Below are 24348 nucleotides of genomic sequence, written 5' to 3'. Positions count from 1 at the left end.
AGCGGTTAGCTTGTCCATCGAGCATAGGGGCATCGCCGATCGCGTTGCGGCGCCGGCACGATACATGGAGTAATGGAAATGTCAGACCGACAGGAGCGACACGTTGGGGTGGCCGCATGAGACGAGCCATTCTGAAACTTGGAGACAAGACAACGTCTGACGGTGTTGTACTCGAAGGCATCGACAGTTGCAGGCACCACGGCACGCCAATGACGTTCATCGGCGCGAAGATATGGTGTCCCGCGTGCAATTCGGAAGGCGTGATTGGCTGGAAGGGGCCGCACCGGAAGGCAACCATGATGGGCAAGCAGCAGGCCTTGGAAGGCGATATCTGCCTGTGCAACTGCGATCCGCCGCCGGTACTCCTGGCCTCGCAGAACAGCGCCTGGCATGTGTTCGATGCGCACGAGTTGGGAGAAGCAACGGGTGCAGGTCAGTCGATGGCTGGCAGCGATCCCGGCAGATATGACGAACAATTCAGACTAGTCGATGACACCGGCCTTCCACGCGTGAGCGTTCGTTATCGCGTACTGGTCGGCTCAAAAATCGTAGCAAGTGGCGTGACAGATTCCGCCGGGCGAACTAGCCGCATCGTGACAGACGCGAGCCAGCAGCTACGGCTCGACATAGCCCATTGAACGGGAAATGTGCGTGTTTGATCGACTCGTCGCAGACGGCGATCGCACCACTATGGGCGGCAAAGTGATTGGCCGTAGCAGCCAGTACAACGAAGCCGGGGGAGATGTACGCGCGTAAGGAGAACGCGACGTGCGGAAACCGCAAAGGCGTATGGCCAATTTACGGCATCGCTGGCGATTGGATGGATGAAGGATAACCGATGGTGAAGGATCTCGATTGGATCATGTGTCCACGTCGCAAGCGTCGATTCCTTGCGGCGGGCTCGTCCAACGCATTCTATTCGGAAAGCAAAGGCGAAGCCGCGTCCGTGCCTTCGCCAACGCCCCCCGTTTACGACCAGCAATACTGGCTCATCGGTGGCGACGGTCAGTCGCTCGCAAATGTCCGATATCGCATCGTTACCAATGTCGGACAAATGTTTGCCGGCACGACGAACTCAATGAGCCAAAGGGAGCGGGTTATCACGCAAGGGTCATCCGGGCTACGATTTCAAGTGGAGAAGTAATCAGAATGTCAGGTACTACAGAATGGCAAACAGTGCACGATACGGCATGCACCAATACCAATCCTAATTCTTGCGTTGATGTGACGATCAATACAACACCGATATGCCCGAATATGACCAACAAGGAATTCAGGCAGAGGATGATGAAAGTAATGGATGCGGCTGTTGTACTAGTGAGCGATCGTATTGTTGCTGTATCCAGGTGGGATGCGCAGGAGAGGGCGCGAGCTACGACTTATTTTGGGCGGGCGGACGACGACATTAGGGCAGTGCTCGTCGCGGGACTCCCTAAGTTGCTGTCAGCGCTTAAAGAGCTAGCTCCCGAGAAAATTGTTCGCTGGGACGACTCAGTAATCAAGAACCTTACATGTGCACTCGTGCCTGATAGTGGGCAAAATCGCGCCGGTGTGTGTAAGCCTGACTCTGAAAATCGAGTTATCGCTATCTACAGCGCCTTCTGCTCAGATTCCGACGGCGAGTTATGGCACGGCGCAAAGGTTAAGACAATTATTCATGAGTGTACTCACTATTCCGACACCTTCAACTCGGACGACCTTATGTACGGGAATACGGAAAGTGGAATGCGTGCATTTGCTCTAGGAAATTCCGATAAGGCTATTCGAAATGCGGATAGTATTGCGGGGTATATCGCAACATTTGATAGAACAGTCGCTCGATGAAAAAACATTTATTTGCGTTGCTTCTGATAGCGACGTCTCTGGTCGTACCTTTTATTTCAGGGGCTGCGTGTGCGTGCACTATCAATGAATCAATGGAGACGCGTTTGCCATTCAATATTGTTGATCTATCGAATTCTGATCGTTTATTAATTGCTAGCATCGTAATCGAAGCAAGAAAATGGCCTGAGGTTGATATTCAGGCTGTAATTATCGCAGGCGCATATGTCGGGGAGAAGAATGGCGAAAAATTGAAGAGCGAGCGCGGTGCTGCCGTCAGGGACTTTCTTATTCAACTAGGCATTAAGCCACAGAACATCCTCATCGAGCCGAAGACGCTGACGGATCAGATGGTAAAGAACGAAGATGGCACATTGAACCTGCATCAGATCGCGATTGAGCTTGCCCCTCTATGTAAGGGCGGCTGCGAGCGCCTGTGCGACGACCCGCGCGTGACACCGACAAGCAGAGCCATCAAGTAAGAAGAAGCAACGTTAACTCAGGAATTGGCCCCGCATACGCGGGGTACTTCAGGTTTTCGGATGAGCATCAAAGTAAAAACCTAATATGTCGTCCCGATCTCCGAGGACAAGTCACCGCACGCGCAACGGTACGTCTTGCCAACCAACCAGGTTTCCACAGCCCCACAAGTTTTCAGGATGAACAATTTCGAGCCGGTGCGAAGATACCCGCCCCTCGTCCCCCAGGCCGCCGGTCCTTGCCATGAAACTCCCCATGTTATTCAAGTCGCTGTTCGATTTCGAAGCGGATAGCCCGGCGCTCGAAGTGACGCCTGAGCCTCCAGTGGAGGAGCCGATTCCCCAACCGCACCCCACCCCGCATATACAAGTCAAACCCGTTCAGCCCGACGAACCGAAACACGACCCCGACCCGCTGCTCAACAGTATCGACACCCTAGGCAAGATCGTGCTCGCCCTCGACGCACAGCTTCGCGCCGAGCGCCGCAGTAGCGCTCAGCTGCGCAACTGCCTGACCGACGAACTGACATCGCTCCAAACAGCGCTCCTCCACTAACGACTTAACCTTGAGTTATGTCGACGTAACCGATTTCATTTGCCGCATCGCTGCGCGCCGTGAATACTCGGGTACGGCGCAAGAAACGCCGAGAGACCATCCGGAGGAGACTCGATGAAAAAGGTTGCAACGCTCGCAGCAGTCGTCATGGGATGCACGTATCTCGCGCCGGTTCAGGCGCAAGACACCACGAGCGCTACCCTTAAAAAAATCCGCGATACAGGCGTGATTTCCCTGGGCGTACGGGAATCGTCGGTGCCGTTTTCCTACTACGACAGCGAGCAGCACACGATCGGCTATGCGCAGGATATCGCGCTGAAGATCGTCGACGAGGTGAAAAAGGAACTGAAGCTCGACAAGCTCACGGTCAAGGAAATTCCGATCACTTCGCAGAACCGCATTACGCTGGTCCAAAACGGCACGATCGATATCGAGTGCGGCTCGACCACGCACACGAGAGATCGCGACAACCAGGTGGCGTTCACGAACAGCTTCTTCCAATACGGCGTGCGCCTGATTGCGAAGAAGGATTCGGGGATCAAGGACTTTCCCGATCTGGCGGGTAAGACCGTCGTGACCACGGCGGGCACGTCGGAGGACCGGCTGCTGCGCGAGATGAACAACGACAAGAAGATGGGCATGCAACTCATCGCCGCCAAAGACCACGCGGAGTCGTTTCTCAACGTGAAGACGGGGCGTGCGGTCGCCTTCGTCATGGACGAGCCGCTGTTGTACGGCGCGCGTGCCAAGGAGGCGAACCAGCAGGACTACCTGATCACCGGCACGCCGCCGCTCTCCGAGGTCTATGGCTGCATGGTGCGCAAAGACGACCCCGCCTTCAAGAAACTGGCCGATGGCGTGATCGCTCGCCTGCAGACTTCGGGTGAGGCGGAGCGGCTGTACACCAAGTGGTTTACGCAGCCCGTTCCGCCCAAGGGGATGAACCTGAACTATCCGTTGTCCAACGAGAATCGGGAGCTGTTTTCGCATCCGAATGACCGGGCGCTCGATTGATTGCAGGCTCGCGTATGAAAGCGGCGGCCGCACCCAGGCGGCCGCCACTAACGCTTACTTCGCTTCCCCTTCCTGCCATTCCTCGCTGGCTTCCACATCGCCCGCCACTGAGTAGAGCACGCGCGTATTGCGCGTCTTGAGAAAATCTTCAAGCGTCTCTCCGCGCATGGCCGCGTAGATGTGAAGATTCGAAGTCCCAACGACTGCGCCCAGCTTTTCCAGCATGAAGAAGATCACGCCGTAGTGAATCAGCCCGCGCCAGTCGCGGCGGCGCACGAGATCCTTTTCCTCTTCGCTCAGCCCGGCCTCGGCAAACGAGCGCTCCGGGTCCGCAAGAAATGCGCGCCGATGCCCCTCGTCGACCATCGCGTGCAGATACTTGTTAAGCCGGTACGCCTTCACACTCGATTCGAGCCCGAACGGATACGTGCCCTTAAGCTTCTCCGCGCCGGCCAGTTGCCGCGCCATGTGCTGGCGGTGCCGCGCCTGCGCCTCACCCGTTGGCGCCATCGCCGTGTTTTCGAGCACGAGCGTGCCGATGCCCGTCATCGAAGGCAGGTAGTAGCCGCTGTGCACCTTCTTCACGTTGCCGCTCAGCGCGCCGCGCATGATCAGCCACATGATGACCTCCGCGCCTTCGAGCCCGCCCAGTTGTGCGTACTCCGCATGCGTCATCTCCGCGAGCGCTTGCGGGTCGTTCGTGATGGCGTCGAGGAAGCGGTGGTCCCAGTCCACGTTGTTGAAGCCCGCGTGTTCGCCGTGCACCTGGTGCGAGAGGCCGCCCGTCGCCATCACCACCACGCGCAGGTCCTCGGGATAACTCTCGATCGCGCGTCGCAACGCCTGGCCGAGCTTGAAGCAACGGCGGGCGGTAGGAATCGGGAACTGCAGCACGCCCACCTGCAGCGGCACCACGCGTGTGGGCCAGCCCCGTTCCGTGCGGTCGAGTAGCGCTGACATCGGCGAGAAGAAGCCGTGGTCGAGCGGCTTGTCCTGGAAGAACGACATGTCGAACTCGTCGCTCATGAGGCTCGTGCCGATATGCCGTGCGAGCGCCGCGTGTCCGCCAATGCCGGGCAGGTCGCGCGCACCGCCGCCTTCGTCGGCGACCTGGTATTCGTTGCCGATGCCGAGCGCGAACGCCGAGTAATGGTCGAAGAAGAACGACGTCACGTGGTCGTTGTAGACGTAGACGATGGCGTCGGGCTGCTGTTCGCGCAGCCAGCGCTTGACCGGCTCGAAGCTCTCGAAGATCGGCGCCCAGGCCGGATCCTGCTCCTTGTGCGCGTCGTGCGCGAAGCCGATGGTCGGGGTGTGCGAAACGGCGATGCCGCCAACGATCGTGGCCATGTCTCCCTGCTCCTTGTTTGCGAGTGGTTGATATCAATGGCGCCAATGTAGGGTTGACGGGAGGTTATGTAAATTGACTTATCCTCGAAAATTTCATAACGTCAGGTTATGGAAAATAAAGGATCCCGGCGGCGTGCGAAGGCCGACATCGATGCAGACGCCGCCCGCGAAGCGGCGGAAGAGGCACAGCGGCAACTCGCGTCGAGGCTGCGTCTGCGGCATTTGAACTGTTTCGTGGCGATTGCTCAGGAGCGCACGCTCGCGCGCGCGGCGGCGCGATTGCATTTGAGCCAGCCAGCCGTTTCGAAGACGCTCGTGGAGCTCGAACAATGGGCGGGCGCGCGTCTCGTCGAACGCGGGCGAAACGGCGCGGCGCTCACGGTGCAGGGCGAGCGCTTCCTGCGCTATGCGCTCGACGCAACGCGCGCGGTCGAGGCGTCCGCTCTCGCACTCGCGCGGCAGGACGCGCACGCAGCGCCAGCGGTGCGCCTTGGCGCGCTGCCAACCGTGGCGACGGCGTTGCTGCCGGAAGCGCTCCTGCGTTTCAAGGCGTTGCGTCCGCAAGTGGGTGTGAAAATTCATACCGACTCGAATGCCGAGCTGCTGCGTGCAGTGAAAGCAGGCGAGCTCGACCTGATGGTGGGGCGCATGGCCGAGCCGGCGATGTTGCAGGGCGTGTCGTTCGAGTATCTCTACACGGAGTCGCTCCTCGTCGTGGTGCGCGCGGGGCATCCGCTCGCGAACGAAAGCGGCGCGCCCTCGCTTGGCGCCGTGCTCGGCTTTCCGCTCGTGATCGCGGGCGAGCGCACCGCGCCGCGCCATCACACCGAGGCGTTTTTCGAAACGCACGGCTTTGCCGTGCCTGAAGGCGCGATCGAAACGCAATCGGCTTCGGTGGCGCGCTTGATCGTCGCGGGTTCGGACGCCGTGTGGGTCGTGCCGCAGCGCGTCGCGCAAAGTGACATCGACGCTGGGGTGCTCGTGCAGATCGACGTGCCGGCCCCGCAGGGCGTGGAGCCGATCGGCATTCTTAGGCGCAGCACCGCGACGCTCGACGAAACAATTGGCGTCCTCGCGCAGCAATTGCGCGAATGCGCTCAAGCGGTGTGATGCGTGCATCGTATTTAATTGGAAGTGCGAATTAATCTGAATGTACCGCTGACCAGGATTCATCGGATGAATTCAGGGCGCACCGACTCGCTTCGAATCACGAAAATTACATTTACCTTAACGATGACGAGCCTTTCCAATCAGCCCACCCAACTGTTGTTCATATACCGAAATCAATTGAAAGAGACTGAAATATATGGAATGATATCGATTCTCATTACCGCGAAACTCTCCGCGGCCAAACAACAAGACCAGCCAGCCTAGCGTCGTTTCCCTCGGTCCTTTCGGGGCGGCCCAGCCAGCCAATTCACCCGCGTCGTCCGCGCCCGTTTTGCGCGCGTCGCACGGCCGGGTCGTATGCCTTGCACAGGGACCTCATGCTGAACCGGACGCCGCTCGCGAGTGCGCTCGCGCTGACCTTTGCTGTACCTTTCGCTACGACTGCACTCGCGCAAAGCGCGCCTGCCACTGCAGCCACTGCCGCTTCGGGGGCGGCCGCCGCGCAGAGCAATCAGACGTTCCAGACCGCGCAGGCGGAAAGCGCCACGAACAACGCCACGCTGCCCACGATCTCCGTGTCGGGCCAAAGCGATGCCCAGGATTTCCAGGCGGAACGTTCGACCGTAGGCGCGAAAACGCCCACAGCGCTGCGCGATATTCCGCAGTCGGTCACGGTCATCAACAAGGCGGTGATGCAGTCGCAGGGCGCCACGTCGTTCCAGGATGCGCTGCGCAACGCGCCCGGCATCACGATCGGCGGCGCGGAAGGCGGCCAGATCGGCAACAACATCAACCTGCGCGGTTTCACGGCGCAAAACGACATTTACCTCGACGGCTTTCGCGACCGCAACCAGTACTACCGCGACACCTTCGACCTCGAGTCGATCGAAGTGCTCTACGGCCCCTCGTCGATGCTGTTCGGCCGCGGCTCCACGGGCGGCGTGATCAACCAGGTCACGAAGCAGGCGAACCTCAAGCCGCTCACTGAAGTGTCGACGACCATCGGCACCGACGACCGCTATCGCGCGACGCTCGACGTGAACCGTCCGCTCGGCGATCACGCGGCCTTCCGTCTCAATGCGTTCGGCCAGTCGATGGGCTCCACGCGCGATGTGATGAAGAACAAGGACTACGGTTTCGCGCCGGAGCTGCGTTTTGGCATTGGCACGCCGACCGAGGTCACGATCTCGGCGCTCATCCAGCACAACTACGACATGCCGGACTACGGCGTGCAGGCCGTCAACGGCCATCCGTTCGCGCCTTCGAAGAGCACGTTCTATGGCCTCACCGACGACCGCACGATCCAGGATGTGCAGACGGTTCAGGCGCGCGTGGACCATCGTTTCAACGACCAGTTCAAGATCACTAACCAGACGCAGTTCTCGCACTCGCTCACCGACGCGCGCGAGACCGCGCCCGGAGCGGTGCTAACGGGCCCGCTCGCTTCGAGCACGGCCCTCAAGAACGGCAACTTCACGAACCTGCCGCTCGAAGACCTGTACATCAAGCTTGCGAGCCACGACCGCGTGATCGAGAACCACTCGATCTACAACGATACGATGGCGCAATACAAGTTCACGACAGGCTTCCTGAAGCACGAGATGCTCGCTGGCATCGAGCTGGGCCACGACAGCTACACGAATCAGGCTTCCACGCGCAACAACCTGCCGATTCTCTCGCTGCTCAACCCGGTCTATATTTCGACGCCCTCGAACGTCACGACGACGGTAGGCAATCACGCGGAGTCGGGCGCAAACACGTTCGCCGCGTACTTCAACGAAACCATGTCGATCGGCGAGCACTGGAAGCTCATTGGCGGCGTGCGTTGGGATCGCTTCCAGGCCCATATTGCCAACACGATCAGCGCGCCGCTCTACGCGGACCAGACCAATACGTTCACGAGCGTGCGTGCCGGGGCGATCTATCAGCCGACCGACTGGCAGTCGTACTACTTCTCGTACGGCACGTCGTTCGATCCGTCGCTCGAAGCGCTCACGGTCACGAACAATACGCAGAACCTCTCGCCCGAACATACCAAGTCGTACGAAGTGGGCGCGAAGTGGGACCTGCTGGGCGGCAATCTTTCGGTTACCTCAGCATTCTTCCAGCAGGAGATGGACAACGCGCGCACGCAAACGTCGACGGGCGAGTACACGCTCGAAGGCGACATTCGCGTGCGTGGCTTCCAGGCGGGCGCAACCGGCCACATTACCAACAAGTGGCAGGTGTTCGCGGGCTACACGTATATGGACGGCGTGGTTCTCAAGGCGCTCGACGGCACCCAGGGCAACACGCCGGCGAATACGCCGCGCAATACCTTCACGCTGTGGACCACGTATGCATTCACGCCGCATTGGGAAATTGGCGGCGGCCCGACCTATATGTCGGCGCGTTACGCAGCGAACACGAATTACGTGGAAGTCGGCGGTTATACGCGCTGGGACGCAATGGCCGCGTACCACGAGAAGAAGTGGGACGTGCGGCTGAATCTGTTGAACCTGACCAACAAGTTCTACTACGACGCCCTCATCCAGTCGGACGGCGGACGTTCGGTGCCGGGCATTGGCCGCACGTTCCTTGCGACGGCCGACTACCGGTTCTGATTGCGGCGTGTTACGCGTGCGCCGACCTTTTTGCGTGCCGTCACGCGAAGCCCGCATAATGCGGGCTTTTTGCGTCACTGCGTGCAGGCGCACGAACGCGGCCGCTTTGCCGCTTATGCGGCACAACTAAGGAATTGACGATGCTGGTTCAGGTCCCCAATGTACTGACGCCTGAGCAGGTGCGCGTGCTGCGCGTGCGCCTCGACAACGCAGGCGACGCCTGGGTGGACGGCCGCGCCACGGCCGGCTGGTCCGGCGCGCCCGTCAAGCGCAACGTGCAGATCGCCGAGCACACGCCCATCGCACGGGAGCTTGGCGACATGGTGCTCGCGGCCATCGAGCGCAATCCGCTCTTTATTAGCGCGGCGCTGCCGAATCAGGTGTATCCGCCGCTCTTCAACCGTTATGAAGGCGGCATGACGTTCGGCAGCCACGTGGATGGCGCCGTGCGCGTGCTGCCCAACGGCGTGAAGCTGCGCACCGACGTTTCGTGCACGCTTTTTCTCTCGTCGCCCGACGAATACGAGGGCGGCGAACTCGTGGTCGAAGACACCTATGGCGTGCAGGAAGTGAAGCTGCCGGCGGGCGACATGATCGTGTATCCGGCCACGAGCCTGCACCAGGTCACGCCGGTCACGCGCGGCGCGCGCGTGGCGAGCTTCTTCTGGGTGCAAAGCCTCGTGCGCGACGACACGAAGCGCGCACTGCTCTTCGACATGGACACCGCTATCCAGCGCCTGAACGCAAGCGACGCCGACGCTCAGGCGCGGCGCAGCCTCGTGGGCTGCTACCACAATCTTTTGCGACTTTGGAGTGAAACATGAGCTTTCCCGATACCGCCGAGATCGACGCGACGGCAACGCCGCGCACACGTCTCGACGTCGAACAGCGCGAGGAGCGCACGAAGCGCTCGCGCCGCGCGACCTTCATCAAGTGGCTGCGCAAGGTGCACGGCTGGGTGGGTCTGTGGGGCGCGGCGCTCGGCCTGCTGTTCGGCGCAACGGGGTTCGTGCTCAACCATCGCGCCGAGCCGCTGCGCATCTCTCCTGGCGCCCCCCAAGTCTCGACGGTGCAGATCGCCGTGCCGGACCCCGCCCCCGAAACGCCGCGCGAAATGGTGAAATGGTTGCGTGCGCAACCGGATTTGAAACTTCCGGCGCGCATGGGCCGCGTGCAAAAGGAGCCTGAGCACAACGTGGCCTGGGGCGATCGCACAGTCGTGCAGCCCGAACATTGGCAGATGATGTTCACGTCGCCCGGCGAGAGCGTGATGGTCGAGTACTGGGTGGACGACGACAAGCTCACGCTCAAGCGCAACGACAACTCGCTCGTCTCGACGATTACCAACCTGCACAAGGGTACGGGCATGAGCGTGGGCTGGGTGCTGTTCATCGACAGCTTCGCCGGGGCGCTCATTCTGCTTTCGATAACGGGCGTGCTGCTGTGGACGGAGCTGAACAAACGCAAGACGGTGGGCGCCGTGCTGCTGTTCGGCTCGATTATCGTGGCGGTGTGCGTGGGCCTCGCGTAAGCGGCAACGCGTGAATCAGCAAACGGGCGCGAACGTCAATGTTCGCGCCCGTTTCTCTTTCAGTCCTTCATGCCGCGTTTGCGCAGCAAATACGTGTCCATGATCCATCCGTTCGCCTCGCGCGCCTGTGCGCGCACGCGGACGATCTCGTCTTTCACGTCTTCCAGGCGGCCCGACATCAGGATCTCGTCTGGCGTGCCGACATAAGCACCCCAGTAGATGTCGAGGTCCTCGCCCGCGAGCTGCGCATACGCGTTTTGCGCGTCGAGCATGACCACCGCACTCTCCACGTCCTGCGGAAAGCCACCCTCCGCGAGCCGTCTACCTGTCGTGATGCTTACCGGCTTGCCGATGAAGTTCAGCGGCACGCGATGCTTCGCCGCGAGCGCCTGCACGCTGCTGATGCCCGGAATCACCTCGAAGTCGAACGCCAGCCTGCCATCGGCGAGAACGGAATCGAGAATGCGGATCGTGCTGTCGTAGAGCGACGGATCGCCCCAGACGAGAAACGCGCCGCATTGGCCGTCCGTCAATTCTTCTTCGATCAGGCGCTCGAATACGCGCTGCTTGTCGCGATTGAGCTCGTCCACGGCGGTCTTGTAATCGAGGCCTTCATCGCGGCGCCGCTCGGGGCTCGTCGCTTCCACGATGCGATAGTCGTGGTCCTTGATGAAGCGCGCGCAGATTTCCTTGCGCAGCGCGACGAGTTTGTCCTTGGCCGCGCCCTTGTCCATCACGAAGAACACGTCGGCGGCGTTGAGCGCTTCGATTGCCTGCACGGTCAGGTACTTCGGGTCGCCCGCGCCAATGCCGATGATAAGGATCTTTTTCACGTTGCAGTTCCGGAAATGGAGTCGTCGGTGCGGCGCAATGATAGCGCGAGTTCCGCGCCCGCCCGCAGGGGCAATTTTCTTCAATACGCCAGCGTTGCGCACGTCTACCCTCTGCGCTTACTGATCGCCCATGGGCGTAGCGAGGAAAACTGTGAGCACTGCCTTGTCGATGGCCGCCTTCGCGCTGGCCACTTCCATCACCCCTGGACCCGTCAATATTGTTGCGTTGAGCGCGGGCGCGCGCTACGGGCTGCGCGCGAGCCTGCGCCACGTTACCGGCGCGACCGCGGGCTTCGTGTTGCTGTTGCTGCTGATCGGCCTTGGCATGCACGAACTGTTGACGCGCGTGCCGTTTCTCACGCGCGGGCTCGAATGGGCGGGCGTGGCTTTCCTGCTGTACGTTGCGTACCGGCTCGTCGCCGACGATGGCCGCATCGACTCCCCGAACGCGTCGCGCGGCCCCTCGCTGCTGGTGGGCGCCACGATGCAGTGGCTCAACCCCAAGGCGTGGCTCGCCTCGGTGGCGGGCATGGGCTTGTACGTGGCTCCCGGCGAAAGTGCGCTTGTCTGGCAGTTTGCTGCGATCTATTTCGTCGTGTGCTATCTGTCGATTGCGTGCTGGGCGTGGGCGGGCGCGTCGCTGCGTCAGGCGTTGCGCGAACCATCGCGCGTGCGCTTCGTGAACCGAGCGATGGCGTTGTTGCTTGCCGGCAGTGCGGTTTGGCTGGTGCTTGCCTGAATGCGCGACGACGACGTTGGCCAGCAAGTTAGCCGCGATACTGGCCGGGCGTTGCGGCAACGAACTGGCGGAACGCGCGCTGCAAATGCGCCTGATCGGCGAAACCGGCCTCGGCCGCGACATCCGCGATGGCGTGCCCGCGGCGCAGTTGCGCGCGGCTGAACTCAATACGACGATTCACGACATACGCATGCGGTGTCATGCCGTATTGCTCGCGAAACGCGCGAATGAGGTATGAGGGCGAAAGATCGGCTGCGGCGCAAATCTCTCCGAGCTTGAGCGCGCGCGTGTAATTGCCGTCGATGAATTCTGCGGCGCGTGCGAGGCGTTCGTTCGGCTCGCGTGCACTGACCGGCGCAGGGTTGAGGGACTGCTGGAGCCTGGAGAAATACGCGACGACGGCGCATTCCTTGCGCAACGCCGACTCCTGAGGATCGACGAGCAGGTCGTAGAGCGCGTTGAGTCCATCGAACACATCGCGCTCCCAGCTCAAGGTCTGCTCGAATGGGCGGAAACCTTCGTGCGCGCCGAAACCCAGATCGTGTTGCAGCTTCGCGAGCCACGCCGTGTCGAGATAGAACATGCGGTAGGCCCAGGGCTCGTCCGCGGCCGGATTGCATGCGTGCACAACTTCCGGGTTGATGACCACTACCGCGCCCGCACTGATGTGCGAGAGCGTGCTCCCGTTCAGGTAGGTGCTGCGCCCGCCCGTGACCGCGCCGATCGAGAACGTGCGGTGCGCGTGACGGCCATAGCGGACCTTGCGTCCGTCGGCGATGGCGCGCACTTCGATGAACGGCAGGTCTGCGTCGCGCCAGAAGTACGGTTGCGCGTCGGACGTTGCGGTTTGCGGCATGGGAGACCCCGGAGCGATGCTGCGCGCATGATGCGACGCGAAGCTTCGATATTAGCGCAAGGCAGGAAGGGCGGGGGACGTGATAGGCTTGCTCGAACCGTTTGAGTCATTCCCTTTTATTGCCAGGCACTGCACATGAACGAAACGAAGCCAGTGAATACAATGATTCGCCCGCTGAGCGAGCAAGATGCGGACGCGTTTCAATCCATGCGTTTGCGGGCGGCGGAGAATGACCCTCAGGGCATCGCGTCGACGGCCGATGAGATAAGGCAACTGAGCCGCTCACAAAATGAGGCGCGTATTCGTGTAACCGACGAGCAGATTGTTTTTGGGGCGTTCGAAGGCGACGCACTCGTCGGTATTGTTGGAATACTGCGCGAGGTGCGCCAAAAACTCGCCCATAAGGCGCTGATCTGGGGCGTGTTTGTCGATCCGGCGCGACGGGGTGGCGGGATCGCAAAGAAGTTGATGGCAAGCGCAATCGAACATGCGCGCTCAATTGGCGTGCTGCAGGTCCATCTCGTCGTCAGCGCGCAGAACCCCCGCGCTCAGGCGCTCTACCGTTCATGCGGCTTCGTGCGCTACGGCGTCGAACCGCGTGGCCTGTGCATCGACGGCGAATATGCCGACGACGAACTCATGGTGCTGTTTCTCGACGACCCGGCGGCCCCGGACTAAGCGTAACGCCCATGCCGCCCAGCGCACAAAAGACAACAGCTATCAAGTGTGGTGTAACGCACAGCGTAATCGGCCAATTATGCGGCAGTCATCATTTCGTCATACCTAAGCGTCGATAATCCACCGCGAATAAATTGGCCAACGTGTCCCGAGCCGCGCAACCATAGCGCGGCCGGCGCGACGAAGGCCCGGGGATTTCGACATGACCATTCGTCACCGCATTACGCTACTCATCGTCCTGATGTTTGTCGCGTTGTCCGCCATCGGCGGCTACGCGGCCCTCCAGGCCCGCCGCAGTGCCACCGACGTCCGCCAGGTTACCCAGGGCGTCGTGCCGAGCGCTCTCGCATCGTCCGACCTCGTGGCGCTCGTGAAAGACGTGCAGCTCGCCACCATGACGCTCGTCTACGCGCCCGACGCCACGGTGGCGTCGCTCGCGCAGAACGAGCTCAAGGACAAGGAAGCCGCGCTGCGCGCCGCGCTCGACGTGCAGCGCAAGGCGGCCGCGAGCCACGCGCAGGAAGGCCTCGTCTCGCAAGCGCAGGAAAGCCTCGCGAACTACTTCTCCGCCATCGACGACACCGCGAAGATGAAGGCGAGCGGCAAGAATGAGCTCGCGCAGGCCTATCTTTTCGCGAACGTCGCACAGTATCGCGACGAACTCGAAGGCATCGTCACGACGATGCGCGTGGAAAAGAACCGCCAGAAAGATGAGGCGATCCGCACGCTCAACAGCACGCTCGACACCACGACGAGCGCCATTGCCGGCGTGACGGGCGGCGCGGTGCTGCTGCTCACGCTGATCGGCGCGCTGCTGTACCGCCAGATCACGCGCCCGCTCTCGCACATGCAGGCCATGATGAGCGAGATTGCGTCGAGCCAGGACTTCACACGCCGCGTGCCCGTGGGCCGCATGGACGAAATCGGTCATTCGATCGTCGCCTTCAATGGCATGATCGAGAAGATCCAGCACAGCTCCGCGCAGCTCAAACGCAAGACCGCCGACATTCAGGCGATGCTGCAGAACATGCAGCAGGGCATTCTCACGGTGGTCGAAGGCGCGACGATCCACAACGAATATTCGGCGTATCTAGAGGCAATCTTCGAAACAAACGAGATTGCGGGCCGCTCGCTCATGGACCTCGTGTTCTCGCACTCGGATCTTGACGCCGACACGCTCTCGCAGATCGACGCCGCCGTGCACGCGTGCCTGGGCGAAGACGATGTGAACTTCGCATTCAATCAGCATCTGCTCGTGAATGAAATCACGCGCACGCCGCCCGATGGCCGCGCGAAGGTGCTCGACCTGAGCTGGTCGGCGATCACCGACGAAAACGACGTGGTCGTGCGTCTCATGCTGTGCGTGCGCGACGTGACGGAACTGCGCGAACTCGCGGCCGAAGCCGGCGAGCAAAAGCGCCGCCTCGAGATGATCGGCGAGATTCTCGCGGTGAGCGAGGAGAAGTTCCAGCATTTCGTCGATAGCTCGACGAGCTTCATTCACGAAAACGAGCACATCATTCGTCAGCACGACTGTGCGGATACGAGCGCGATTGCCGCGCTGTTCCGCAACATGCACACGATCAAGGGCAACGCGCGTACGTACAGCCTGCAGCATCTCACGGGCGTGGTGCACGAGGTCGAGCAGCGCTACGACGCGCTGCGCCGCGAAGACACGAGCCACGCGTGGGACCAGCAGGCGCTGATCGCCGATCTGGAGCGCGTGAAGGCGGCGCTCGAGCACTATTCGAACATCAACGAGGTGAGCCTTGGGCGCGGCACGCGTGCGGCTGGCGCGCAGAACGGCGCGGCGAGCCTTGCGGTCTCGCGCGAAGCGATCGAACAGACGCTGCGCCTCGTCGATCGCACCGACGACAACGACCTGCCCGCGCTTCGCGCGATGCGCGCCGAACTGCGCGCCACGCTGCGCGCGATCGGCACCGAGCGCGTGGCCGACGTGCTCGCGAGCGTGACCGGCTCGCTGCCCTCGCTGGCTCAGGAACTCGGCAAGGTCGAACCGGTCGTGAAGATCGAGGACAACGGTTATCGCCTGCGCAGCGAGGCTGCCGGTACGGTGAAGAACGTGTTCATGCACCTGCTGCGCAACTCGCTCGACCACGGCATTGAAATGCCGGCGCAACGCCGTGCGATTGGCAAGGACGAGTCGGGTCACATCGACATCGACGTGAATGTGCAGAGCGGCGCACTGCACATGACGCTCGCCGACGACGGCCGAGGCCTCGCACTCGCGCGCATTCGCGGCATCGCGGTGGAGCGCGGCTGGCTTCAGGCGTACGAAGCGGTAAGCGACGACGCGATCGCGGCATTCATTTTCCGCCCCGGCTTTTCGACGGCCGCGAACGTGACCGAAGTCTCGGGCCGCGGCGTGGGCATGGACGCGGTGCGCGACTTCCTCGAACGCGAGGGCGGCGCAATCGAACTGCGTTTCACCGACGAGTGCGCGGGCGCCGATTACCGGCATTTCCAGACCGTCGTGCGGTTGCCGCAGCAGTGGGCAGTGAAGATGGCGGATGCAACGCAAGCAAAGCAAGAGGAAGCGCTGGCGGGCTAGCGCATGGCGGGGGTGGCAGTGGTCTTACCGTATTTGATCGAAGGCGCGGCTCTTGTCGCGCTGGCCGCCGGCGTGCTCGCGGCGTGGCACAAGCGCGCGCAAACGCAGGCTCGAAACGCGGCGCGTGCGCAGGAAGCGGCGCACGCCGGTGCGCTCGCACAGGCGCAGGCGCGCCACACGGCGCAGCAGCAAGACGCGGCGCGTGAAAACGCAGCCCTGGCCGGGCAGATCGAGTCGCTGCGCGCGGAACTCGCGCAGCGCCGGTCCGTGGCCGATGCGCTCGAAGCGTCGCTCGCGAGCGAGCGCGCGCAGCGCGACGACGCGATGCAACACGCGGCGCGCATTGCGAGCGAGGCTTCGCGCCTGAAGCTCATGTCGTCGACGTTCGAGCGCTGGCACGAGCAGATGATCTCGCTGATGGCGCAGAACAACGACATGCACAAGAAGAACCAGGAGCTGTCGTCGATCGTGAGCCATGTGCTCATCGTCTCGCTCAACGCTTCGATCGAAGCGGCGCGCGCGGGCGCCGCGGGGCGCGGCTTCTCGATCGTGGCGGGCGAGGTGCGCTCGCTGGCCACGCGCTCGCAGGAACTCTCGAAGAGCTATCGCGACAGCCTGAACCGCAACGACCTGATCACGGCCGCGACGTTCCAGGACATCCAGGCGGGCGGCAAGATGATCGCGGCAACGCTCGCGAGCGTGGAAGCCTCGTCGCAACAGCTGCATCACCAGCTCGAAGCCACGCGCGCCGGGGCGCACGCATGATCGGCACGCACGCGAAGGACAGCATCGAGCGGATTTTTTTCGCGGCCGCGCGCATGCGTCTCGTGACCGACGCCCAGCACAGCTGCGAAATCGAGCCTCGCGTGGGCGAGGCGCCCCAGGGCGAGCACCTGGTCGTCCTGACGATTTCGTCGATGCAGTTCCGCCTGCTCCTGCTCCTGCACTTCGAAGACGACGAGCGCACGCAGCGCTACTACGTAGGCGACGCCTCGCGCACGCTCACCGAATGCTTCATGGAGTTCGGCAACCTGTGCTGCGGGGCGATGAACCAGCAACTGGTCGAGCATTTTCCCGACCTCGGCATGTCCACGCCGTATGCGCTCAGCAGCGGGTGCCTGCCGTATCTGCGCGAATTGAAGCCGGATTATGTGCAGTCGTATGCGCTCACGATCGACCACGACGTGCGGCTCGGCGCCACGCTGTGCGTCTGCACGCAGGCGCCGCTCGATTTCGTGGCGAGCACCGCTGCCGTTGAAGCGCACGACAGCGCGGGTGAACTCGAATTGTTTTGAAGGCAGAGAACGGAAACATGAACGCGAACAAGCCAGTCAGCAAGCTGTTGCTGCTGGAAAGCGATACGGCGCGCGCCGAGGCAATTGCGCAAACGGCAGCCGCACACGATTGCGTGTGCGTGCCGGTGCGGCGCGAAGCGCTCTCGGCGGCGCTGAAGACGCACTACGATCTGGGCGGCGTGCTGCTGGGCGTTGACTTCGGCGGCACGTTCGAAGCCGCAGCAGCTGTGGCCGTCGCGCTGCAAGCCGAGCGCCCCGAACTGCCGGTCGTGTTGCGGCGCGCAGCCAACGAGCACAGCGATGCGCTGCCCGAACCATTGCGCCGCCTGCCGTGCGCAAGCTGGTACGAAAGCGAGCCTGAAACACTGGTCGCGGCGCTCGAAGCGCACGTGTTCTCGCACGACTACCCGGACCCGCTCGTGGACGGCATCACCGACATGACGCTCGGGCGCCTGCGCGGCCTCTTTCCCAGTCTCGAAGTGAACTGGGACACGCCGGGCATCGTGCGCGACCGCATCATCTTCGGCGAGGTGCTGACGCTCATTCCGATCGAGACGGCATGGTGCCGCGGCTGGCTCCTGATGCAGACCGAGGAGACGCCGCTGATCGAGCTGCTGCCACCGCGCGCGGGCCGCGACGAAGCGAGCGACTTCCGCGACGTGAATGGCGTGCTCGCCGAACTCACGAATCTCGTGTGGGGTGCGTTTCGCAACCGCTATCTGGGCAACGCACGCGCCGCCGACGAAGCGGGTTGGGGCCGCGCGCAGGTGCAGGTGCCGCTGCTCATCAATCATCGGCGGCGCTATTTGTCGTTTGGCTCCGACAATCCGCAGTTGTGCATCAAGTACCGGCTCACGTGCCCGAATACGGGCCGCGAAGTGGTGATAGACCAGCGCTTCGTGTTCAGCCTTGGCTGGTCGCGCGAAGGGTTTGACGAGACGGCCGCGCAGGCCGCCGCCGCCGCCGTGGAAGAGCAGGCCAGCGGCGAACTCGAATTATTTTGATCAAAGACGCGCCCTACACGGCGCGAAGGAGATGAACAGCATGGCAAAGATTCTGGTGGTGGACGATTCGAGCACGGTGCGCGACGAAGTGGCCGGTTTTCTGCGCAAGAACGGCCTCGACGTGGACACCGCGGTGGACGGCAAGGACGGCCTCGCGAAGCTGCGCTCGAACCCGGGCGTGAAGCTCGTGGTGAGCGACGTGAACATGCCGAACATGGACGGCCTCACGATGGTCGAGAAAATCCGCAGCGAACTGGCGAACACGGCCGTGAACGTGGTGATGCTGACCACGGAAAGCAGCCCTGCCATGAAGGAGCGCGGCAAGGCAGCGGGCGTGCGCGGCTGGATCGTGAAGCCTTTCAAGGGTGAAGCGGTGCTGGAAACGTTCCGCAAGCTGGCTAGCTGATTGCTTGCGGCGCCGCGGGTTCGGGCGCGCGTGCCGGCCGTCGAGCGGCTCCTTGCGATGGCCGAAGGAGCCGCTTAGGCGCGATATAGCCAGCGCTCAGGCTGCCGCAAGCACAGCATCGGCGCCGGCCGACACGTCCACTTTCGTGGGGCTCAGCAGCACCGGAATCGACTTCGAAGTCGGCGTGCCCGCGCCATCGGCGATAGAGGAGAGCGGCACGAGCGGATTGGTCTCGGGATAGTACGCGCCGAGGCAGCCGCGCGGAATGTCGTACTCCACGAGCATGAAGTCCTCGACATGGCGCTCCACGCCGTCGTCCCACACGCTCGTGATGTCCACGTGCTGGCCCGGCTCGAAGCCGAGCATCGTCATGTCCTCGCGGTTCGCGAACAGCACGCGGCGCAGGCCATACACGCCGCGATAACGGTCGTCGAGACCATAGATCGTCGTGTTGTACTGATCGTGCGAGCGCGTGGTCATGAGCGTCATGAGCCGCGGGCCATGCTCGGCGCGCGCGCGGTGGATCGGCGTGTCGAGTGCGATGGCGTGCACGACGAACTGCGCCTTGTTGCTAGGCGTTTTCCACACGCGGTCGCGCGAGGCCACGCCCAGGTGGAAGCCGCCTGGTTGCTTCAGGCGCTCGTTGTAGTTCTCGAAGCCGTCGAACACTTTCTCGATGCCGTCGCGGATCTTCGCGTAGTCGGCGGCGAGGTCGAGCCAGTCCACCTTGTCGCTGCCGAGCGTGGCGTGCGCCATGCGCGCGACGATGGCGATTTCCGAAAGCAGGTTCGTCGAGGCGGGACGGTTCATGCCGTACGAGATGTGCACCATGCTCATCGAGTCCTCGACGCTCACGCCTTGCGGCACGCCGTTTTGCAGGTCGATCTCGGTGCGGCCGAGCGTGGGCAGGATCAGCGCGTCGCGGCCGTGCACCAGATGGCTGCGGTTGAGCTTCGTGGTCACGTGCACCGTGAGTGCGCACGCGCGCATGGCTTCCCACGTGCGCGGCGTGTCGGGCGTGGCGATCGAAAAGTTGCCGCCAAGACCGATGAACACCTTCACGTGGCCTTCGAGCATCGCGTGGATCGTTTCCACGACGTCATAGCCGTGCTCGCGCGGCGGCTCGAAGTCATAGGCCTTGCCGAGACGGTCGAGAAACGCCTGCGTGGGCTTTTCCTCGATGCCGACCGTGCGGTCGCCCTGCACGTTCGAATGGCCGCGCACGGGGCACAGGCCCGCGCCACGGCGGCCAATGTTCCCGCGCATCATCATGAGGTTCGAAAGCAACTGGATCGTCGCCACCGAATTCTTGTGCTGCGTGAGGCCCATGCCCCACGTCGAAATCACGGCACGGCCCTTGACGTAGATATCGGCGAGCTTGAGCACCTCTTCGATCGGCACACCCGCTTCGGCCACGATCGTGTCCCACGATTCGGCGCGCAAGTCGGCGGCGAAGGCGTCGAAGCCAACCGTGTGCTCAGCGATGAAAGCGACGTCGAGCACGCGTTCGGTGCCGTTCGCGAGCGCTGCGTCGTCGAGTTCGATCACGCGCTTGGCCACGCCCTTGATGAGCGCGAAGTCGCCGCCCACGCGCGGGCGGATGAACACGGAGCTGATCTGCACGCCCTTGGGCGAGAGCATGTCGAGCGTGTGCTGCGGGCTCGCGAAGCGCTCCAGCCCGCGCTCTTTCAACGGATTGATCGAGACGATGGTCGCGCCGCGCTTCGCGCATTCGCGCAGTTCGCCAAGCATGCGCGGATGGTTCGTCGCCGGGTTCTGGCCGAAGATGAGCAGCGTGTCGGCGTGCTCGAAGTCGTCGAGCGTGACCGTGCCCTTGCCGATACCGACCGTGCCCGGCAGGCCGCGGCTCGTGGCCTCGTGGCACATGTTCGAGCAGTCGGGGAAGTTGTTCGTGCCGTACATGCGCACGAACAGCTGGTAGAGGAACGCGGCCTCGTTGCTCGCGCGCCCCGAGGTATAGAACGCAGCGCGATTCGGGTCGTCGAGCGCGTTGAGATGTTTCGCGATGAGCCTGAACGCATCGTTCCACTCGATCGGCACGTAGCGGTCCTGCAGCGCGTCGTAGACGAGCGGATCGGTCAGGCGGCCATGCTGCTCCAGTTCGTAGTCCGATTGCGCCATCAGCTCGCTAACGGTGTGCTCCTGGAAGAACTGGGGCGTGACGCGCTTGCTGGTCGCCTCCGCCGCCACGGCCTTCACGCCGTTTTCGCAGAATTCGAACGTGGACGCGTGCTCGCGGTCGGGCCACGCACAACCGGGGCAGTCGAAGCCGTCGGGCTGGTTCTGCTTGAGCAGCATACGGTAGTCGCCGCCCGTCACCCTTTCCTTGATGAGGTTGATGGCGACCTGCTTGAGCGCGCCCCAGCCTGCGGCGGGGTGGTGATACGGCTCGATGCGACCTTGCGGCTTCTTCATGATGCGGTTGGCTTTTCGTGTTCCAGGGCGGTCTGCCCGATGAGCCAAGACTACTGTGTTCCTGTGCCCCCGGAGATCACAGAAAAACCGAAAAGCAAGGGATACAGTTGCGGCGTTTTGTCATAGACTTGCGGGGATCGACCGCGCGCGCGGCCCGACCCCTTTCCGGCTGCCTGGACCCAACCCGAACGTGACCCGCTACGAGCAACTCGCTGACGATATCGAAGCCGCCGTGCGCCGCGGCGTGTTCGGCCCCGGCGAGCGCATTCTCTCGGTGCGCCGCGCGAGCCAGCAGCACGGCGTGAGCATCAAGACGGTGCTGCGCGCCTATGCGCTGCTGGAAAGCCGCAGCGTGATCGAATCGCGGCCGCAATCGGGGTATTTCGTGCGTGCGCGCGTCGGCGCGCCGCAAGGGCGCGGCGCGGCGGGCACACCAGGCTCGCAGGACAACGACGCCATGTCAGTGGGCAAGCCGCGCCGGGCGAGCGCGCCGAGGCAGCCCGTGCCCGCCAACGTGGACGTGAGCCGGCTCGTGCTCTCCACGCTGCGCAGCATCGGTGCGCAGGACGCCGTGCCGCTCGGCTCGCCGTACCCGGACCCGGCGCTGTTCCCCTGGCGGCGCATCAACCAGTACGCCAATGCCATCGCGCGCCGCCACGCGAGTTGGAACCTCATCGACGACCTGCCGCCCGGCAACCCCGAACTGATCCGCCAGATCGCGCGGCGCTACGCCGAAAACGGCGTGAGCGTCGATCCCGAGGAAATCGTCATCACCGTGGGCGCGACCGAGGCGATCAACCTGAGCCTGCAGGCGGTGGCGAGGCCGGGCGACACGGTGGCCGTCGAGTCGCCCACCTACTACGCGATGCTGCACGCCATCGAGCGTCTGGGCATGCGCGCCATCGAAGTGAGCACGCACGCTCATACCGGCATCGACCTCGACGCGCTGGAGCGCGTGCTCGAGCGCCAGAAGGTGGCGGCCTGCATGGTGATGCCGAACTTCCAGAATCCGCTCGGTTTTCGCATGCCCGACGCGAACAAGGCGCGGCTCGTGGCGCTTGCCGAGGCACACGATTTGCCGGTGATCGAGAACGACGTCTATCAGGAGCTGTACTTCGGGCAGACGCGGCCTTCCACGCTCAAGCAGTTCGACACGCGCGGCCTCGTGCTGCATTGCGCCTCGTTTTCGAAGAGCCTGTCGGCTTCGTACCGCATTGGCTGGGCGCTGCCGGGGCGTTACCGCGCGCAGGTCGAAAAGCTCAAGTTCCTCAACACGCTCACCACCCCCTCGGTTCCCCAGGTGGCGCTGGCCGATTACTTGCGCCACGATGGCTACGACCGGCACTTGCGCCGCGTGCGGCGCTTCTACCGGCAACAGGCGCGGCTCATGCGGGCGATGGTGGAGCGCTTCTTTCCGGCGGGCACGCGCACCTCGGAGCCGCAAGGCGGCTACGTGCTGTGGGTGGAACTGCCGCCGCGCGTCGATTCGATGCGGCTCTATCAGGCGGCGCTCGCGCAAGGCATTACCATCGGGCCCGGCTACATGTTCTCGATGCGCAACGAGTATCACCACTACATCCGGCTGAATTACAGCTACCCATGGAACGCGCAGACCGAAGCCGCGCTGAAGACGCTAGGCGAAATGGCTGCGAAGATGGCATGAGGAGACAGACGATGAACGCAGACGAAGAGCGCGAAGACGCCGACGCAGACGAGGCGGGCGTCGACCCGGTGCTGATTGCCGTGCTCGAGCAATTGTGGCGCGCCGAGTGCGAGAAGCACGGCCAGCCTGAGCGCCCGGGCCGCGCGTGGTCGCTTGCGAAACTCTCGAAGCAGGCCGGCGTGCCAATGAGCGGATTGCGCAGACAATTGACGTCGCTCGTGGACAGCGGCCTCGTGGTGACGACGCAGGCCGAAGATGGAACCGGCACGGCGAGTTTGTCCGATGAGGGGCGCGCGTTTTGTGCGGAGGTGTTCGGCGAGCCCGAAGCGTAGCGCCAGCCATCGCCATGCGCGAGTGAGCCGCGTTTGCCGGTGTTAAGCTACGCCAACGTCATCGCCCTCAAGACCATGGACTACATCGACAGCCTGCGGATCTTCCGCTCCGTCGTCGAGGCGCGCAGCTTCACGCGCGCCGCGGACATGCACAGCCTCACCACGCCCGTCGTTTCGCGCGCCATCGCACGCCTCGAAAAGCGCCTTGGCAGCCGGCTCTTTCATCGCAGCACGCGCGCGGTGTCGCTCACCGAGACGGCCGAGCGCTTCTACGAAGGCTGTTGCCGCGTGCTCGATGACCTCGACGCACTGGAGGCCGACGCCACCGTGCAAACGCGCGAGGCGAATGGCGTGCTGCGACTGGTCGCGCACACCACGGCCACCGTCAATCGCCTCGTGCCGCTCATTGCCAGCTTCAAGCGCGCGCATCCCAAGGTCACGCTCGACGTGATCCTCACCGAGCGCCCCGTCGATCTCATCGCGGACGGCTACGATCTCGGCCTCGTGCTGCCGTTCATGCTCAATAACGAATCGACCGTCACACGCTTGCTGGAGCGCATTCCGCTCGCGCTTGTCACGACGCCCGCGTATCTCGAAGCGCATTCCACGCCGAAACATCCCGCCGACCTCGCCGACCACCTGTTCGTGCCGATGCCGCCTTCCATGCGCAAGCCCATGATCGTGTTTCGCGTAGGCGACGAGGAAGTCGTCGTGCCGCTGCACCACGAGATTGCCTCGAACAACCCCGAGTTCAACCGCGAGATGGTGCTGCAAGGCTTCGGCATTGGCATTCTTCCCGTCGCGCTCGTGAGGGAGGAGCTTGCGGCGGGCAAACTCGTGACGGTGCTGGACGCGTACCCGCTCGTCGACATGCAGATCGAGATTCGCCTCGCCTACACCACGCGCACGCTGCTGCCGGCCAAGGTGCGCGCGTTCATCGACCACGCCACGGCGTTTTTCGACGGCATGGCGCACGACGCGCCCGCCGAGGCGAAGGCAATCTGAAAGCTTGGCGGCGATTGTTGTCGCCGCGGCCATAATGTGATGCCGCGCGTAAGGCTTGTTCGGGG

At 63.0% G+C, this 24348-nt stretch carries 24 protein-coding genes; 20 read left to right on the top strand and 4 right to left on the bottom strand.

Annotated features, from left to right (window positions below; all coding sequences use genetic code 11):
* The first annotated feature begins 116 nt into the window (after positions 1-116).
* From U5A57_RS25760 to U5A57_RS25735, 6 genes are all read left to right on the top strand, one after another.
* Positions 117-638: a PAAR domain-containing protein gene (locus U5A57_RS25760; protein ID WP_321914448.1), complete on the top strand. Its 522-nt coding sequence runs from the start codon at positions 117-119 to the stop codon at positions 636-638.
* Positions 639-838: 200 nt separating this feature from the next.
* On the top strand, positions 839-1144 hold the full coding sequence (locus U5A57_RS25755; protein ID WP_321914447.1) for a hypothetical protein: 306 nt from the start codon (positions 839-841) through the stop codon (positions 1142-1144).
* Positions 1145-1149: 5 nt separating this feature from the next.
* Positions 1150-1824 (top strand): M35 family metallo-endopeptidase, encoded by a 675-nt coding sequence (locus tag U5A57_RS25750; RefSeq protein WP_321914446.1) that lies wholly within the window; start codon positions 1150-1152, stop codon positions 1822-1824.
* Positions 1821-2303 carry a hypothetical protein gene (locus tag U5A57_RS25745; RefSeq protein WP_321914445.1) on the top strand — a complete coding sequence of 161 codons (483 nt, stop codon included), beginning with the start codon at positions 1821-1823 and terminating at the stop codon, positions 2301-2303. The genes U5A57_RS25750 and U5A57_RS25745 overlap by 4 nt, the downstream gene beginning before the upstream one ends.
* A gap of 241 nt (positions 2304-2544) precedes the next feature.
* A complete protein-coding gene (locus tag U5A57_RS25740; RefSeq protein ID WP_321914444.1) occupies positions 2545-2856 on the top strand; it encodes a hypothetical protein in 312 nt (103 codons plus the stop codon).
* A 114-nt stretch (positions 2857-2970) separates the two neighbouring features.
* Positions 2971-3870 carry a transporter substrate-binding domain-containing protein gene (locus tag U5A57_RS25735; protein ID WP_415774662.1) on the top strand — a complete coding sequence of 300 codons (900 nt, stop codon included), beginning with the start codon at positions 2971-2973 and terminating at the stop codon, positions 3868-3870.
* Positions 3871-3924: 54 nt separating this feature from the next.
* Here U5A57_RS25735 and U5A57_RS25730 read toward each other — a convergent pair whose 3' ends face one another.
* On the bottom strand, positions 3925-5220 hold the full coding sequence (locus U5A57_RS25730; RefSeq protein WP_321914443.1) for a gallate dioxygenase: 1296 nt from the start codon (positions 5218-5220) through the stop codon (positions 3925-3927).
* Positions 5221-5328: 108 nt separating this feature from the next.
* On the opposite strand from U5A57_RS25730, the gene U5A57_RS25725 reads away from it, so the two are divergent.
* The 4 genes from U5A57_RS25725 to U5A57_RS25710 all read left to right on the top strand — a co-directional run bounded on the left by U5A57_RS25725 (position 5329) and on the right by U5A57_RS25710 (position 10464).
* Positions 5329-6330 carry a LysR substrate-binding domain-containing protein gene (locus U5A57_RS25725; RefSeq protein WP_321914442.1) on the top strand — a complete coding sequence of 334 codons (1002 nt, stop codon included), beginning with the start codon at positions 5329-5331 and terminating at the stop codon, positions 6328-6330.
* A gap of 377 nt (positions 6331-6707) precedes the next feature.
* The gene (locus U5A57_RS25720; RefSeq protein WP_321914441.1) at positions 6708-8933 is read left to right on the top strand and encodes a TonB-dependent siderophore receptor; all 2226 of its coding nucleotides are present in this window, start codon (positions 6708-6710) and stop codon (positions 8931-8933) included.
* Between the two features lie 140 nt (positions 8934-9073).
* Entirely contained in the window at positions 9074-9757 is a 684-nt protein-coding gene (locus U5A57_RS25715) for a Fe2+-dependent dioxygenase (protein WP_321914440.1), read from the top strand.
* Positions 9754-10464, top strand: a complete 711-nt coding sequence (locus U5A57_RS25710) for a PepSY-associated TM helix domain-containing protein (RefSeq protein ID WP_321914439.1) — start codon at positions 9754-9756, stop codon at positions 10462-10464. Before U5A57_RS25715 ends, U5A57_RS25710 begins: the two co-directional genes overlap by 4 nt.
* 59 nt (positions 10465-10523) lie before the next feature.
* Here U5A57_RS25710 and cobF read toward each other — a convergent pair whose 3' ends face one another.
* Positions 10524-11297 (bottom strand): precorrin-6A synthase (deacetylating), encoded by a 774-nt coding sequence (gene cobF / locus U5A57_RS25705; protein ID WP_321914438.1) that lies wholly within the window; start codon positions 11295-11297, stop codon positions 10524-10526.
* A 151-nt stretch (positions 11298-11448) separates the two neighbouring features.
* On the opposite strand from cobF, the gene U5A57_RS25700 reads away from it, so the two are divergent.
* A complete protein-coding gene (locus tag U5A57_RS25700) occupies positions 11449-12036 on the top strand; it encodes a LysE family translocator (protein WP_321914437.1) in 588 nt (195 codons plus the stop codon).
* 28 nt (positions 12037-12064) lie between these two features.
* Here the strand turns inward: U5A57_RS25700 and U5A57_RS25695 are convergent, their stop codons facing one another.
* Positions 12065-12892: an AraC family transcriptional regulator gene (locus U5A57_RS25695; protein ID WP_321914436.1), complete on the bottom strand. Its 828-nt coding sequence runs from the start codon at positions 12890-12892 to the stop codon at positions 12065-12067.
* 135 nt (positions 12893-13027) lie between these two features.
* Between U5A57_RS25695 and U5A57_RS25690 the strand changes: the two genes are divergently transcribed.
* From U5A57_RS25690 to U5A57_RS25665, 6 genes are all read left to right on the top strand, one after another.
* On the top strand, positions 13028-13570 hold the full coding sequence (locus U5A57_RS25690) for a GNAT family N-acetyltransferase (RefSeq protein WP_321914435.1): 543 nt from the start codon (positions 13028-13030) through the stop codon (positions 13568-13570).
* A gap of 202 nt (positions 13571-13772) precedes the next feature.
* Positions 13773-16142: a HAMP domain-containing protein gene (locus U5A57_RS25685; RefSeq protein ID WP_321914434.1), complete on the top strand. Its 2370-nt coding sequence runs from the start codon at positions 13773-13775 to the stop codon at positions 16140-16142.
* Between the two features lie 3 nt (positions 16143-16145).
* The gene (locus tag U5A57_RS25680; protein WP_415774661.1) at positions 16146-16907 is read left to right on the top strand and encodes a methyl-accepting chemotaxis protein; all 762 of its coding nucleotides are present in this window, start codon (positions 16146-16148) and stop codon (positions 16905-16907) included.
* Positions 16904-17437, top strand: a complete 534-nt coding sequence (locus tag U5A57_RS25675) for a hypothetical protein (protein ID WP_321914433.1) — start codon at positions 16904-16906, stop codon at positions 17435-17437. The genes U5A57_RS25680 and U5A57_RS25675 overlap by 4 nt, the downstream gene beginning before the upstream one ends.
* A gap of 17 nt (positions 17438-17454) precedes the next feature.
* A complete protein-coding gene (locus U5A57_RS25670; protein WP_321914432.1) occupies positions 17455-18441 on the top strand; it encodes a chemotaxis protein CheX in 987 nt (328 codons plus the stop codon).
* A gap of 40 nt (positions 18442-18481) precedes the next feature.
* Entirely contained in the window at positions 18482-18847 is a 366-nt protein-coding gene (locus tag U5A57_RS25665; protein WP_028229743.1) for a response regulator, read from the top strand.
* A 96-nt stretch (positions 18848-18943) separates the two neighbouring features.
* Here U5A57_RS25665 and U5A57_RS25660 read toward each other — a convergent pair whose 3' ends face one another.
* A complete protein-coding gene (locus U5A57_RS25660; RefSeq protein ID WP_321914431.1) occupies positions 18944-21283 on the bottom strand; it encodes an FdhF/YdeP family oxidoreductase in 2340 nt (779 codons plus the stop codon).
* Positions 21284-21473: 190 nt separating this feature from the next.
* Here U5A57_RS25660 and U5A57_RS25655 point away from each other — a divergent pair, with 190 nt between their 5' ends.
* From U5A57_RS25655 to U5A57_RS25645, 3 genes are all read left to right on the top strand, one after another.
* A complete protein-coding gene (locus U5A57_RS25655) occupies positions 21474-22946 on the top strand; it encodes a PLP-dependent aminotransferase family protein (RefSeq protein WP_321914430.1) in 1473 nt (490 codons plus the stop codon).
* A gap of 11 nt (positions 22947-22957) precedes the next feature.
* Entirely contained in the window at positions 22958-23278 is a 321-nt protein-coding gene (locus U5A57_RS25650; protein WP_321914429.1) for an ArsR family transcriptional regulator, read from the top strand.
* A gap of 75 nt (positions 23279-23353) precedes the next feature.
* Positions 23354-24283: a LysR family transcriptional regulator gene (locus tag U5A57_RS25645; RefSeq protein ID WP_321914474.1), complete on the top strand. Its 930-nt coding sequence runs from the start codon at positions 23354-23356 to the stop codon at positions 24281-24283.
* Positions 24284-24348: the final 65 nt, after the last annotated feature.

This window comes from Paraburkholderia sp. J11-2 (assembly GCF_905220185.1).
Classification (GTDB): domain Bacteria; phylum Pseudomonadota; class Gammaproteobacteria; order Burkholderiales; family Burkholderiaceae; genus Paraburkholderia.
Note: the sequence above shows the minus strand (reverse complement) of the source record. Positions and strands in the feature narration are given on the sequence as shown.